Here is a 14,262-nt window from a genome sequence, read left to right as displayed (position 1 = left end):
TTGAAAATATTTTAAAAGTCCGCTATAGTTTGATTGCGTAGCGGACGTAAATTCTCTATATAATCATATTGTACTTTGGACGAAATGTGAGAACTGCGTCTGACCGGGAGTATCGGACCTCCGGCACGCAGGGGTGTTAAACCCTTTATTCTCGCTGTTTGCGGTCCGAATTCAACCAAAAGAATGAAAACTAAAGAAAAGAAATTTAAACAGATCGATACTAAGGATAAAGTGCAGCTTGTTGCGCAGTGGTTGGACGAAAAACAGGCCAGCGAGGTTTCCGCTGTAGACGTACAGGGAATCTGCCCCATCGCCGAAGTTGTGATGGTTGCCGGTGCAAAGGGTGTGCGCCATGCACAGGCTCTGGCTGATTTCGTACTGGAGCAGCTTTCCAAGGATAATATCGAATATCTCGGTATGGAAGGCTACAAGACCGGAGACTGGATCCTGCTCGATCTGAACGATATTATCGTACACATTTTCCAGGAAGAAAACCGCGGATTTTATAACGTGGAAGGTCTCTGGTCCGAAGGTACCAGAATGGATTTAAAACTAAAGCCGCAGGACTAAGCCTGCGCAAGGAATAGAAACATGTCTCAGCAAACCGGTGCTCCTTCCGTCCTGCTTATTCTGGACGGTTGGGGAATTGCCCCTGAAGGTAAAGGCAACGCAGTATCACTTGCCAACACTCCCGTTCTGGACGGGCTGCTTGAAAGCTGTCCGCAGACCCAGCTCAAATGCGCAGGCCGCGCAGTGGGGCTGCCTGACGGATTCATGGGTAACTCCGAAGTCGGTCATACCAACATCGGTGCCGGACGTGTTGTTTATCAGGACATGACCCGCATTGATATTTCCATTGAGAAGCACGAACTGGCTTCCAACGCAGCCATCAGCAAGCTCATGGAAGATGTCAAAGCTGCGGACGGGCGTCTGCACTACATGGGCCTTCTTTCCGACGGCGGCGTACACTCGCACATCAATCATCTTTACGCGCTGATTGAAGTTGCCAGGGATGCCGGGATCAAGGAAATTCTTGTTCATGCTTTTATGGACGGCCGTGATACCTCTCCCACCAGCGGTAAGGGCTACATGCAGCAGTTGGTGGACAAGATGGCTGAAATCGGAGCCGGTAAAGTGGCTTCCATTTCCGGTCGTTATTACTCCATGGACCGTGATAAGCACTACGAGCGCAACGAGCTTTCCTACAAAGCACTGGTTCTCGGTGAAGGTCAGGAAGTCTCTAATCCGGTCAAGGGTGTTGAAGATGCCTACGCTGCTGGCGAAACTGACGAATTCATCAAGCCGCGTCTTGTTTCCGGTGTAGACGGAACCCTGAAAGACGGTGACGGTGTCTTTTTCTTCAATTTCCGTGCTGACCGTGCACGCCAGATCTGCCGCGTGCTTGCGGTGAAGGATTTCAGCGAATTTGATCGTTCGAAGACTCCTGAATTGAGCGGTTTCGTAACCATGACCCAGTACGAGTCTGATTTTGATTTTCCCAATGCTTTTCCTCCGCTGAACATCAGCAATCCCATCGGGGAAGTTGTGGCGGATAAGGGGCTGAAGCAGCTGCGTATTGCCGAGACCGAGAAGTACGCCCACGTAACCTATTTCATGAACGGCGGACGCGAAGAGCCTTTCGAGGGCGAAGACCGCATTCTTGTTCCTTCTCCGCGTGATGTGGCCACCTACGATCTTAAACCGCAGATGAGTGCCGAGGAAGTAACCGACAAGCTGATCGATGCCCTGCCCGATTACCCGCTGTGCATCTGCAACCTCGCCAACCTTGACATGGTCGGCCATTCAGGCATTATCCCGGCTGCAATCAAAGCCTGCGAAACTGTTGACGAATGTGTCGGCAAAATCGTAGAAGCGGTGAAAGCGCAGGGCGGATCCATTTTCCTCACTGCCGACCACGGCAACGCCGAGGAAATGATTGACGGTAACGGCGGCCCGCAAACCGCGCACAGCCTGAACAACGTACCGCTGGTCTTCATCGGCGACGCATTCGAGGGCAAGGCACCTGTAGAAGGCGCACTTTGCGACATCGCACCCACAATTTTGAATCACATGGGTATTTCCGTTCCTGAAGAAATGACCGGAAAAGACCTCTTAAAAGGATAATTAATGTCTGGATCAAGACCTTTGTCTCCGGTAAAGCCCAGCGGAATGGAGATAATTTTCATGTTTCCCTGCCCGTTCTGCGGCCGGGAAGTGCCCTACATCGCACCCACACAGCCAGCCATGGCTACCTGCGATGCCTGCCGGAAAAATTTCCCGATAGTTCCGGTTGATGAAAAAGTGGTCAGATTTTACAAGGTCATGCTTGAGAACGGCAAGGCTGCTGTTGATCCTGATTTTTTCTAGGTTGAAGTAAAATATATATTGAGAGAAAGAGTCTTCCGCGTGTGCGGGAGGCTCTTTTTTTTGGGCGGACCTGAACCGCCTGATTCAGGTCCGGGTTGTCCGCTAAATTAGAAATATCCGGGAGAATATAGCTGTGGATCACAGGGATTCATGGCAGCTCCTGAAATTTCTAATCTTGGAGGCCTTTTATGTCTTACGATTTTAAGGGGGAAGGCAATCCCCGTGTACCCCAGAGCGGGACAGGCGTAGATTTGTTTGATGAATTTGAGCGCGACAATGTGGAGTACAATCCCGAAGATGCGGTGCGGGTAACTCCATTTATCGTGCCGGGAACATCGGAACCTTTTTCCATGCTGGCAACCATGCGCGATGAAAACGGACGCATTGCCGGGCGGCTGGTGGCATTTGATAATTTTACCCAGAGGTTGCGCTACGAATATGACGCCGGGGGCAGGCTGCATAAGGTCTGGAGCAACGAAGACCTGATCGAGGAGTATTTGTACGGAAAATCCGGGGAACGCTATTTCGGCGTGACCTCACGGATTCCGCAACGTTCTTTTCGTTACGGTCCGGGCTTGCGGCTGGAAAAGGCCGGGAATGTGAAATATTCCTATGACGGGCAGGGCCGTCTGATTCTGAAGCAGCATGGACCGGAAACAACCCGTTACAGCTATGATGATTCCGGGCAATTACAGCTGGTTAAGCTGTCGGACGGCACCCGTATCAGCTACGAAATTGATTCCGAAGGCAAGCGTATCTCCAAATCAATCAACAGCCATAAAGTGGAAACATACCACTGGCATGATTTCACCACCCTGTCCGCTGTGGTAGACCGTTTCGGCAATAGCCGGGAGTTTGCTTACGATGAAGACGGCGATCCCATTGCCATGCGATTCAAAGAAAACGTGTATTATTTTGCTGCTGATCAGGTGGGGACTATTTATATGGTTGCAAACGGTGAGGGAAATGAGGTAAAGCGTATTATCCGTGATTCGTTCGGAAATGTGATTGTCGATACCAATAAGCAGATGGAAATCCCCCTTGGATTCGCTGCCGGGCTGTACGACAAGGATACCAGGCTGGTCCATTTCGGCTATCGCGAATACAACCCAACCATCGGCAGGTTCATCCAGCCCGATCCGCTGGGGCTTGCTGGCGGGGACGTGGATGTATACGGGTATTGTGCTGATGATCCGGTTAATTTTATTGATCGGGTGGGGTTGTTTGATGTTTCGGGGTCGGGACATGCGGGAGCACACGGTAGTGCTTCCTTTGGTGGAAGTCTTGGAGGGGACTCATTAGGCTTAGGTGTGTCAGGTTCAGCGCATGCAGGGGCAAGGGGTAGTGCTTCTTTTGGGAGCGGCGGCTTCGGCGGTGAAGGGCAGAATCGAAATATTACAAACGGTGGCCAAAACGCGGCCAATAATACGAATTACACCCAAGGGAACGCAACAGCTTTAACTGCCCTAAATCAATCCGGTGCTCAAAAAGGTAAGGCAGTGGCGCAAAGTGCTGCCGAATTAGCGGATAAGCAGGCTAAGTTTGATGCTCAGCAGCTTGCAAAAGATAATAAGGCTCTTGCTGCTGCGGCGAAGAGGGATAATCAGCGGCGTGCGGGTATGGAAAAAGCCAATGCTTTGTCCAGTCCTTTGACGAATACTGTTGATCCTAACGGGCAAGCTAAGCCGAATACAACTCAAAATGATCCGGCTAAAACTAGCGCACAACATGCTCGGGAGATGGAGAAAACCTATAAAGAGGTGGCTAAAAAGCAACGTGCTGATGAAAAGGCGAGGAAGGATAATATAGCTCGTGCTGGTTCAGAGCTTCGGGAAGCTCGGTTGCGTGGGGATGCTCGTGCCAATAAAGGTAAGAAGGATAAAGATGACTTTGGTCTTACGGATTTAGGTGAAGGGGCGTTAATCGGGGGAGTTGGAGGAGCAATTGGGTTAGGTGCTTACGCGGGAAGTGTTTTTGGCCCTCCGGGTGTGCTCGCAGGAGCTATAGCTGGTGGTTTTTATGGTTCTGCATGGGGCGGACTCAAGAAAGTAGGATTTAAGGCTCTCTCTGACAAATTTGGTGTAGACAGAAAAGAAATGGAAGATGCCTTCGGAATTCTTGGAACAGCCAAACCCAATACACACAAAAGGGATTTTACATAATGGAATTTGCAATCATAACAATTGCTCTTATTTGCTATACTGCGATCTTGCTTTTTTATACTGTTCGTACAAATAAAGAAATTATTTGTTCAAACTGCGGACATAAATATTTGGCAACTCCAAAAAGATCTTTGGCGTATATGTATTTATTGGCTGCTTTGGGGTTAGCAATAGTTGTAGCTTTTTTTGATTTTGATGATTTTACGGTTAGCATCCTTCTCGCCATTGCAGGGTGTTATTATCTTTTCAAAGAAGAAGGATACAAGTGCTACAACTGCAAAACGATAAACCAACTCCCATAAATTAATCAGCAAGCCCCCGGACCCCGGTCCGGGGGCAAATTTTTATTTCAAATCAATGCGAATTATAAGAGCAGGCGAAAAGGGACCGTGCTGCCGCAGCGGATAAGAGGGATAATCAGCGGCGTGCGGGTATGGAAAAAGCCAATGCTTTGTCCAGTCCTTTGACGAATACTGTTGATCCTAATGGGCAGCCAGCTTCCAAGCCGGGTACGCCAAATGCTACGGAGCAAGATAAAGATGGCGACGGTGTATGGGATAGTCTTGGAGATATTTATGATGCCGCTGGGAAGGCAGCTAAAAGAGGTTATAAGGCAACAAATAAAGCTATAGCTAAGACTATTGATACTTTTCGAGGTGATGAGAAGAATGCAATGAAATATGCGGAATATGTGACTGATAAGAAGCGGGGGATGTGTAATACAATGATGAAAAATGCAAAAGAGACTAGCGATAGATGGTGCAAAAGATGGAGCTGCTAAATATGGTCCAGTCGGTGCTGCATGGGGACTAGTCACTGGGTCTTTCGGAATGGCGGAAGGGCTTGGTAAAGCAATTAAAGACAATTATGAATATGATGTTGAGAAAGGTCTGCTGGAGCAGAGGCAAAATGTGAATGGTGATTATTTTAGTCAAATGAAAAGCAAAAATAAGAGATAAGATGACTCATAATGAATTGTTATTGATTGTATGTGGCGTTTTTGTTTTTTATTACATTTTCTTTAGGACAAAATTAAAATGTCTAGAATGTAATAATGAATTAAAAACATTTTCTTATAGAGAATTGGGGTTGTCATGGTTATTAGGGCGAATGTCTTTTTTTGTTTATGACCTTATTACTGGAGATAATGTTAATTACTATACTGAGTTGTTGTTTCTTTCTCCTGCTTTTTACTATCTTGCGTCTGAACCTAAATTTTATTGTAGGCATTGCATGAAGGGGATCCCTTTAGATAGCGTAGAGATCATCAAATAATTAAAGCCCCCGGCCCCCGGTCCGGGGGCTAATTTTTCCCCTCACCCCACCTCGCTTCAAGCCCCCCCCATCATCCTTTACCATCATATATATATAGCGTATGAGCCGGGTATGAAATTTACAGTACTAACATTCGGATGTCAGATGAACGTTCACGATTCAGACTGGCTGATCCGGGCCATGGAGAGCCGTGGCTGGACAGCTGTCAAAGAATCTGAAGCAGATATATTTATTCTTAACACCTGTTCCGTGCGTGAAAAACCGGAACAGAAGGTCTACAGCGTGCTGGGCCGCTTGGCACCCTTGTGCAAGAAGCCGGGCAGCTTTGCGGCTGTGGGCGGTTGTGTTGCGCAGCAGATCGGGGACGGCTTTCTGGAGAAATTCCCCCACGTGCGTCTTGTTTTCGGCAGTGACGGTATTGCGCAGGTCCCGGACGCTTTGGTTGAGCTGGCTGCTGATCATGAAAAGCGGCTGGTGCTGACCGATTTTCTGGGGGATTACCCGGAACGCGAGGGCGGCGAAGTGCAGCCTAATGCGGATTTGATTCCTCCGGGCATCGGGACCATTCCCGGTCAGGCTTTTGTGAATATCATGCAGGGCTGCGATAACTTCTGCGCTTACTGCATCGTTCCTTATACCCGTGGCCGCCAGAAATCCCGCTCTTCGGAAGCTGTGATTAAGGAATGTGAACATCTGGTTAAATCCGGTATCCGCGAAATCTGTCTGCTGGGTCAGAATGTGAACAGTTTCGGCATGGATAAAAAGGGTGAGGACATCACCTTCGCGGAGTTGCTCTACAAGATTTCCGCCATTGAAGGGCTGGAGCGCATCCGCTTTACCACCTCCCATCCCAAAGATATTGCGCCGGAAGTGATCAAGGCTTTCGGTGAATTGCCTAACCTCTGCCCCAGCCTGCATCTGCCGGTGCAGTCCGGATCGGATAACATGCTCAAGAAGATGGGCCGCAAATATGATAGTGAACGTTATCTGGGAATAGTTGCCGGGCTGAAAGAAGCCTGCCCTGATATTTCTTTGACCACGGACCTGATTGTGGGCTTCCCCGGTGAGACTGACGAAGATTTTGAGCAGACCATGGATATGCTGGAACGGGTGCGTTATGAAAGCAGTTTTTCCTTTAAATATTCAGACCGTCCGGGCGTTGCGGCAGTTAAGATGAAGCCCAAAGTTCCCGAAGATGTTGCGCAGGCCAGACTTGCCCGCTTGCAGGAAAGGCAAAACCGTATTACTAGAGAAAGTCTAGAAGCTTTAGTCGGTCGCGATACCGTGGTTCTGCTGGAGCGTCCCAGTAAACGGCAGGAAGCCGGCGGAATGTCATGGCGGGGCAAAGATCCCGGCGGGCGGGTGGTCAATGTTCACTTTGCGGGTTATGGTGAAGAGCAGAAGCTCGGAGGCAAACTGGTCAAGGTGAAGATCACCGAAGCCAAGAATCATTCCCTTGTGGGAGCGAAGGTAGGCGAACCATGGTAGAAATGCAGGTTTACGGTCTGGCGGTGGAAAGTGATACCGAGACCCCGGTTCTGGTCTTGAAAAGTGATGATTTGGGCATAATGCTGCCTATCTGGATCGGGGCCATGGAGGCTATGGCGATTTCCATGGTGCTTAATGAAGTTTCATTTCCCCGGCCCATGACCCATGACCTGCTTTTGTCCACCATTGCCACTTTTGACGGGGAAGTTGTGTCCGTAGATATCGTTGATATTGATAAGGGCACTTTTTATGCCGAGATCATGGTCCGTAAGGATGGTGATCTGGTGGCTATTGATTCCCGTCCTTCCGATGCCGTTGCCCTTGCCGTGCGTGCGGACTGTCCGGTGCGGGTCTCTCAGAAAGTGCTCGACGTTGCCGGCACCAAGGATATTGAAGAAAAAGTAGAAGAGAAGTCCGGCTGGGATGACGAGCTTGAAGGGCTTTCCCCTGATGACTTTAAATATAAAATGTAGAGTAATCCGATGATTGATTTCCATACCCACACAGTTTTCAGCGACGGCGAACTTATTCCTGCGGAACTGGCAAGGCGGGCCAAAGTGGCGGGCTACCGTGCTCTGGCCATGACCGACCATGCCGATTCCAGCAACATTGATATAATTCTTGAAAATGTTCGCAGATTTGCAAAGAACCATGGCCATTATTTTGATATTGACGTCTTCGCCGGAGTGGAGCTGACCCACGTTCCTCCGGGACTCATCGGGGAAATGACCGAGTACGCCCGTAAAGCCGGAGCACAGATTGTGGTCTGCCACGGTGAAACCGTTGTGGAGCCTGTGGCGGAAGGCACCAACCTCGCCGCTATCGAGGCTAAAGTGGACGTGCTGGCCCATCCGGGCATGATTACCGATGTGGAAGTGAAGCTGGCCGCCGAGTACGGGGTCTGTCTGGAGATTACCACCCGCAAGGGGCACAGTCTGACCAACGGTCATGTGGCCGCGCTGGCCCGCAAGCACGGGGCCAAGCTGGTTATCAATAACGATGCCCACGCGCCCGGTGATCTGGTGGGGCTGGATATGCGCCGCAAGGTTGCTCTTGGTGCCGGGCTTGCTCTTGAAGAATACGCACAGGCTGAGGAAAACTCCCGCGAACTGGTTCAGAAAATCATGAAGCGGTAGATTAAAGGTCGCCGATGGATAAACTCAGTGCCGGAATAAAAGAAGCAGCGCAGCTGATCAGCAGAGCGCGTTGCGCCGTTGCTTTGACCGGGGCCGGGATGTCCGTTGCCAGCGGTATACCGGATTTCCGCAGTCCGGGCGGGCTGTGGTCCAAGCATGATCCGGAGAAGGTCGCTTCCATCCGGGCCTTGCAGAGTGATCCGGTTACGGTCTGGAAGTTTCTACTGGAAGCTGACTCCATGCTTAAAAGTGCCGAACCTAATGCAGGTCATAAGGGTTTGGCGCAGCTGGAGAAAGACGGCTACATACACGGTGTGATCACCCAGAATATCGACGGGTTGCACCAGCGGTCCGGATCGCGGAATGTAATTGAATTTCATGGCAATTGCAGTGAATTTTACTGCATGGAATGCTTTTCCCCCTATGCGGCGGAGAAGATAAAGCCGGGGACGGAACTCCCGGTGCGCTGTCCTGAATGTTCCGGGGTCGTCAGGCCCGACCTGGTCTTTTTCGGCGAGCAGATTCCGTCTGAAGCTTACGCTTCGGCGTTTGAGCTTGCGGACCAGTCCGATCTGGTCATTGTGGCCGGAACCTCCGGGGGCGTTGTGCCCGCCAGTCTGATCCCGCCGAGGATTCAGGGTGCCGGGGGAAAAATTATTGAGATAAACAAGGCTCCGTCCGCCTACACATCATTCAGTGATGTGTTTATTCAGGGCGCGGCGGAAGATGTTCTGCCTGCCATTGTGCAGAACTTGAGCTGAAATAATTATTTAAAAGGTGCGGTGCATTATGGATTTCTTACCTCAGGGCGGAATTTTTGCGATGCTCGATCAGGCCACCATTGTGGTCAAATGTGTGCTTGGCCTGCTGGCTGCCATGTCTCTCTGGAGCTGGACAATCATTTTCTGGAAACTGATTTCCCTCGGCCGGGCACGGACTCTTATCCTCAAAGGCAATGAGATCATGGAAGAGGCTGATTCTCTTTCTTCCGGCCTGACTGAGATCAGCAAAACCGAAGCTTCTCCCCTGAACCGTATCGGAACCGCGGCGGTGAAGGAATACCGTGTGTTGGAGAAATCTGCGGTCAGTGCCAGCCATAAGCGCAGGCTGATCAAAGATACCCTGCGCCGTATCCTGCGCCGTAAAGTCAGCTCTGAAATGAAAAAGCTGACCACCTCCCTTTCTTTTCTGGCAACCTGCGCCAACGGTGCCCCGTTTATCGGGCTGTTCGGTACTGTCTGGGGGATCATGAATTCTTTCCACGCCATCGGTTCTGCAAAGTCCGCCGCTTTGGCTGCTGTTGCACCCGGTATTTCCGAAGCGTTGGTTGCCACTGCCATTGGCCTCGGTGTAGCGATTCCGGCAACCATTTTCTACAACTTTTTCCTTGGCGTGCTGAACGGAATCGAGACCGAACTGGTCAACTTTGCAGGTACTTTCCTCAACCGTGTGGAACGCGAAGTTTCATGGGTTGAGCCTTCCGGCAAAAGCTCCGTAGCAGAGGAGTAGACCATGGGTATATCCACCAACAACCGGGGCATGCTGGCAGAAATCAACGTGACTCCCTTTGTGGATGTCATGCTGGTGCTGCTGATCATCTTCATGGTTACTGCACCGTTGATGACTCAGGGCGTGGAGGTCGATCTGCCCCAGACCCGCACTGTACGCTCTCTGCCGCAGGATAACGAGCATCTTGTGCTTTCCATCAATGATAAAGGTGAAATCTATCTTGATGAATACAAGGTCGGGATGGACGAATTGCAGGGCCATCTGGAAAAGCTGGTCAAAAAGCAGAATAAAATGCTTTTTCTGCGTGCTGACAAGAACGTTGCTTACGGCGAAGTGGTAAAGGTCATGGGCGAGATCAAGGCCGCCGGAATCGACAGGCTGGGCGTGGTTGCCGAACCTGTCGAAAAGAAAAAGAAATAGTTTAGGGACAGGCGAATTTATTGATGAAAATCATCGGCCTTTTCATATCTTTACTGCTTCATGCGGGTCTGATACTTTTGGCTCTGACATGGACAGTCTCACCTCCGGTGAAGATTTCCCTTGATATGCCTGTGTACAAGGTTGATCTGGTCAGCCTTGCCCCTCTGCCTGCTGCGCCCGCTGTAAAAAAAGCCCCTGCTCCGAAAGCTGCTTCCAAGCTCTCCAAGCCCAATGCTGTAGCCATTCCTGCGGCCAAACCCAAAGCTGCCCCTAAAGTCAAACCCGAATCCACTAAAGCTCCGGCCCCGAAGCCTGCTCCCAAGCCCAAAGCCAAGCCTAAGCCCAAGCCGGACACCAAGAAAATTTCACCCAAAAAAGTAAAGACCACGGCTAAGAAGAAGCCTGTTAAAAAGGTTGAAAAGAAAGCTCCTCCTAAAACGGCCGAGCCCAAGAAGCCTGAAACCAAAAAGGTGGCCAAGAAAACACCACCCAAAAAAGTTGAGAAAAAAGTAGAAAAGAAACCTGAAGTTTCAGCGGAAGATGCCCTTGCCGCTGACCTTGCTGCTCTCACCAAAATGGTGGAGAAACAGGAAAAAGCTGAGCGACAGGCTGTTGCCAGCGATCTGGCCTCACTCAGCAAGAGTGCAAAGGCCACAGCTGTAACCGGTTCCGCTGACGGCACTGCCGGAGCTTCCGGGCTGGTTCAGGTTTATGCTTCCATTGTGAAGGAAGCGGTGCGTAAAAACTGGCGTTACCCGGTCTTCGGTCAGAAGCAGAACCTCATGGCCCGGGTGCAGATCCAGTTGAAATCCAACGGTGAAATCAGCGATATCAAACTGCTGGATTCATCGGGCAATGTTGATTTTGATGATTCGGTAATGACCGCGCTGCGTGATACCGAAGTGCTTCCCGAACCTCCGGGAACATCCATCAGGACTCTCGTTGTAAACTTCAACCTGCATGATCTTGATCAGTAGGGCAGGTTTAAATTTATGAGAAAAATTAAGTTGAAGATAATGAAATCCGCTTACGCGATGCTGGCGGCAATGTTGCTGCTGGTACTGGCTGCTGCCAATGTTTTTGCGGCGGATACCCTGACTGTGGATATTTACGGTCCCGGCCAGCGCAAGGTGAATATCATCCTGCTGCCGCCGAAAACCGTGCCTGCCGGAAAGTACGAAGGTTCCAAGGATAAGGATCTGCCCCTGCCTGCTGAGGCCGGGACTTTCAGTAAGGATCTTGCCAAGGATCTCGGCTACCTTCCGTTTCTGAACATCGTCCCTCTTACCGATATTCTGGGCGGTGATCCGTCACGCGGTGTGCGCCCCGGTGATATCGATATCAAACCGTTGCGCCTGTCCAAGGTTGACCTCGCGTTGACTACGGGTTGGGAAATACGCCCTAACGGGGAGAAGAACCTGCTTGTCCGCTGTATCGGTACTTTTAACGGGCGGACCATTCTCGGTAAGAAATATTCCATGGTCACCGAAGAGATGCTGCCCCGTATTGCGGACCGCTTCAGCTCTCACCTGATGCGTATTTTGACCGGACGGGACGGATTTTTTGAGTCTTCCATCGCTTTTGTGCGTAAGATAGGCAAGACCAAGGAAATTTATACGGTCAGCCCGCAGGGTCGAAATCTCAGGCAGATCAGTTCCCTTGGCGGTATTAACCTGAGTCCCAACTGGTCGCCGGACGGCAACAGGCTGGTTTTTACCCGGCTGGGATCACGGCAGCACCTGCTTTGTGTCTGGGACCGGGCCACCGGAAAGATTGACCAGAAGAGTTTTCCCGGAAACACCGTGATCGGCCCGGATTTTCTTCCGGACGGTAACATGGCCGCCACCCTGACCATGAACGGCAATTCAGATATTTTTCTGATCAACGGGAATTACAAGCCTAAAAAGGCCTTGGCCAAAAGCTGGGCCATTGAGGTTTCGCCAGATTTTGACAGCACCGGGCAGAAGATGGTTTTTACCTCCGCCCGGTTCGGAAATCCCCATATTTTTCTGCTGGATATGAAGAGCGGTGTTGTTACCCGTGTAACCACGAAAGGAAAATACAACACCAACCCGACCATCAGCCCGGACGGCCGCTTTGTGGCTTTCTCCCGCCAGACTCCCATGGGGCACCGTATTTTCGTGCATGACCTGACAAATGGACGGGAACGGCAGCTTACCTTCGGGCCTGGAAATGATGAAGAGCCTGCTTTTGGGCCGGATGGTTATTACATTGCTTTTTCTTCCAGCAGAAGCGGAAAGTACAAGATTTACCTGACCACCCGTCATGGCGATCCGGCCATGCTGGTGCCTACAGGAAGCGGAGTTGCCAAGGCCCCGGCATGGGGTAAGGCACATAAGTCGTAATTGGTAATGTGGGGTGGATTTTTTTAAGGGGGCCACAGTGAAGTAGCGGTTTAACAGTTTTGTTGCAACCGCGACTTGATTTTTTTACAAAACACTTTAGGGTCGTAATATTGTAAGTCTAATTTAATGTAGTGTTATATTGGCATGGACAAACTCCTGACCTTAAAAGTTCCTTATTCTGGAGGGCAAATGAGAGCTAGAGCGATAATTTTGTGTGTAGTATTCATGTTGATAGCCGGACTTGGTACCGGATGTTCAAAGAAGCAGGTCGAATCTTCCCCCGCCAGCCCCGCTGTAGAGGAAAGAATGGCCGAGCAGCAGAACAAGGAGCAGCTCGATAAAGAAGAACAGGCCCGTCTGGAAAGGGAAAGAGCCCTTCAGGAACAGGCTCTTGAAGATGAGCGCAAGGTTGCTGCCGCTAAAAAAGAATTTAATGAAGCTGTTGTAGAGCTTGGCAATATGATCCATTTTGATTTCGATTCTTTTGAAATCAAGGAAGAGTATCGTCCCCTGCTGCAGCAGAAAGCCGAAATTCTGAAGAAATATGACAACGTGACCATGGTCATCGAAGGTTACTGCGATGAGCGCGGTACTGAAGAATACAATCTCGCTCTTGGTGAGCGTCGTGCCCGTGCAGCGTATGAGTTTCTCATCCTGCTTGGCGTGGCCCCCGAAAGACTGAGCATCGTCAGCTTCGGCGAAGAAGAACCTGTTGATCCCGCCCACAACGAAACCGCATGGGCCAAGAACAGAAGAGATCAGTTCCGTTTGACTTATTAGTTTCAGCACAGAACAAGCAAAATCCCCGTTTTTCAATGAAAAACGGGGATTTCTTTTTTTGTAGAGCAAATCAGATTGATCAGGTCAGATAGCGGATCAGCCAGAGACCGAGCATGGCGTAAAGTCCGGCAAGGGCATCATCAATCATGACGCCGTACCCGTCTTTCAACCACTTTTCGGACTGCTTGATGGGGAAAGGTTTGGTGATATCGAAAATTCTGAACAGGACAAATCCGACCAGCAGGTGCCAGTCCACTACAGCCGGGAAGGGCAGGAAAACCAGCCATTGGCCCAGCAGTTCATCAATAACGACACTTCCGGGATCTTTTTTGCCCAGCTGCTTTTCCGCTGCTGTGCAGGCTTTAGCGCCGAAGTAAAAAATCAACCCCAGAATCAGTATTCTGACCGGGAGCTGAAAGGGCAGAAATAAAAATGGTGCGGTAATAAGGGCAGCGGCAGAACCCCAGGTCCCAGGAGCCTTGGGAAGGTGCCCAACCGGGCCGAGAGTCGCCACATGCGTAAGGTTGATGTTGAATTTTTTCATGCGCGCAGTATCGGGCTAAAGCGGTTAAATGTCCAGAAATGACAAAGCTGAATTCATTATGAATTCAGCTCAGATTGCTGACAAAGTCCTCGCCTTTTGGTGAGGACTTTTTTATATTGTTTGCATGTTAAAAAAGCCTGAGCAAAAGCAAGTCACTGTTGAGTTGGTTACGATTGAAGAATTGGTTCCTGAGAACCATTTACTTCGAAAGATAA

Annotated in this window: 17 protein-coding genes; 16 read left to right on the top strand and 1 reads right to left on the bottom strand. The window is 50.2% G+C overall.

Translation table 11 applies throughout. The features are described from left to right. The first annotated feature begins 183 nt into the window (after positions 1-183). The 16 genes from rsfS (at position 184) to pal (ending at position 13,503) form a co-directional block, all read left to right on the top strand. Complete coding sequence (gene rsfS / locus FMR86_RS17705; protein ID WP_163352737.1) at positions 184-570, top strand: ribosome silencing factor; 387 nt, start codon at positions 184-186, stop codon at positions 568-570. 21 nt (positions 571-591) lie between these two features. Further along, positions 592-2,124 carry a 2,3-bisphosphoglycerate-independent phosphoglycerate mutase gene (gene gpmI / locus FMR86_RS17700; protein ID WP_163352736.1) on the top strand — a complete coding sequence of 511 codons (1,533 nt, stop codon included), beginning with the start codon at positions 592-594 and terminating at the stop codon, positions 2,122-2,124. A gap of 3 nt (positions 2,125-2,127) precedes the next feature. Further along, positions 2,128-2,367 carry a hypothetical protein gene (locus FMR86_RS17695; protein ID WP_163352735.1) on the top strand — a complete coding sequence of 80 codons (240 nt, stop codon included), beginning with the start codon at positions 2,128-2,130 and terminating at the stop codon, positions 2,365-2,367. Positions 2,368-2,555: 188 nt separating this feature from the next. After that, positions 2,556-4,529: an RHS repeat domain-containing protein gene (locus FMR86_RS17690; RefSeq protein WP_163352734.1), complete on the top strand. Its 1,974-nt coding sequence runs from the start codon at positions 2,556-2,558 to the stop codon at positions 4,527-4,529. Continuing rightward, positions 4,529-4,831 (top strand): hypothetical protein, encoded by a 303-nt coding sequence (locus FMR86_RS17685; protein ID WP_163352733.1) that lies wholly within the window; start codon positions 4,529-4,531, stop codon positions 4,829-4,831. Before FMR86_RS17690 ends, FMR86_RS17685 begins: the two co-directional genes overlap by 1 nt. Positions 4,832-4,962: 131 nt before the next feature. Then, positions 4,963-5,310, top strand: a complete 348-nt coding sequence (locus tag FMR86_RS17680; RefSeq protein ID WP_163352732.1) for a hypothetical protein — start codon at positions 4,963-4,965, stop codon at positions 5,308-5,310. Then, entirely contained in the window at positions 5,264-5,488 is a 225-nt protein-coding gene (locus tag FMR86_RS17675; protein ID WP_163352731.1) for a hypothetical protein, read from the top strand. Before FMR86_RS17680 ends, FMR86_RS17675 begins: the two co-directional genes overlap by 47 nt. 427 nt (positions 5,489-5,915) lie before the next feature. Then, positions 5,916-7,292 (top strand): tRNA (N6-isopentenyl adenosine(37)-C2)-methylthiotransferase MiaB, encoded by a 1,377-nt coding sequence (gene miaB / locus FMR86_RS17670; RefSeq protein WP_163352730.1) that lies wholly within the window; start codon positions 5,916-5,918, stop codon positions 7,290-7,292. Beyond that, positions 7,286-7,765, top strand: coding sequence for a bifunctional nuclease family protein (locus tag FMR86_RS17665; RefSeq protein ID WP_163352729.1), 480 nt, complete (start codon positions 7,286-7,288; stop codon positions 7,763-7,765). The genes miaB and FMR86_RS17665 overlap by 7 nt, the downstream gene beginning before the upstream one ends. 9 nt (positions 7,766-7,774) lie before the next feature. After that, positions 7,775-8,428, top strand: a complete 654-nt coding sequence (locus tag FMR86_RS17660; protein WP_163352728.1) for a histidinol phosphate phosphatase domain-containing protein — start codon at positions 7,775-7,777, stop codon at positions 8,426-8,428. Between the two features lie 14 nt (positions 8,429-8,442). Beyond that, the gene (locus FMR86_RS17655) at positions 8,443-9,189 is read left to right on the top strand and encodes an NAD-dependent deacylase (protein ID WP_163352727.1); all 747 of its coding nucleotides are present in this window, start codon (positions 8,443-8,445) and stop codon (positions 9,187-9,189) included. 28 nt (positions 9,190-9,217) lie between these two features. After that, complete coding sequence (locus FMR86_RS17650) at positions 9,218-9,937, top strand: MotA/TolQ/ExbB proton channel family protein (RefSeq protein WP_163352726.1); 720 nt, start codon at positions 9,218-9,220, stop codon at positions 9,935-9,937. Between the two features lie 3 nt (positions 9,938-9,940). After that, positions 9,941-10,357, top strand: coding sequence for a protein TolR (gene tolR, locus FMR86_RS17645; protein WP_163352725.1), 417 nt, complete (start codon positions 9,941-9,943; stop codon positions 10,355-10,357). Positions 10,358-10,380: 23 nt separating this feature from the next. After that, positions 10,381-11,334: a cell envelope integrity protein TolA gene (gene tolA, locus FMR86_RS17640; RefSeq protein ID WP_163352724.1), complete on the top strand. Its 954-nt coding sequence runs from the start codon at positions 10,381-10,383 to the stop codon at positions 11,332-11,334. A gap of 15 nt (positions 11,335-11,349) precedes the next feature. Then, positions 11,350-12,723: a protein tolB gene (locus FMR86_RS17635; protein WP_239057286.1), complete on the top strand. Its 1,374-nt coding sequence runs from the start codon at positions 11,350-11,352 to the stop codon at positions 12,721-12,723. A 189-nt stretch (positions 12,724-12,912) separates the two neighbouring features. Then, positions 12,913-13,503: a peptidoglycan-associated lipoprotein Pal gene (gene pal, locus FMR86_RS17630; RefSeq protein WP_163352723.1), complete on the top strand. Its 591-nt coding sequence runs from the start codon at positions 12,913-12,915 to the stop codon at positions 13,501-13,503. A 79-nt stretch (positions 13,504-13,582) separates the two neighbouring features. On the opposite strand, the gene FMR86_RS17625 is transcribed toward pal, so the two are convergent. Next, the gene (locus tag FMR86_RS17625; protein WP_163352722.1) at positions 13,583-14,047 is read right to left on the bottom strand and encodes a phosphatidylglycerophosphatase A; all 465 of its coding nucleotides are present in this window, start codon (positions 14,045-14,047) and stop codon (positions 13,583-13,585) included. Positions 14,048-14,262: the final 215 nt, after the last annotated feature.

The sequence above is a fragment of the Desulfovibrio sp. JC010 genome (assembly GCF_010470675.1).
Taxonomy (GTDB): Bacteria; Desulfobacterota; Desulfovibrionia; order Desulfovibrionales; family Desulfovibrionaceae; genus Maridesulfovibrio.
The sequence above is the reverse complement of the archived record's forward strand: the minus strand, read 5'-3'. Positions and strand labels throughout refer to the sequence as shown.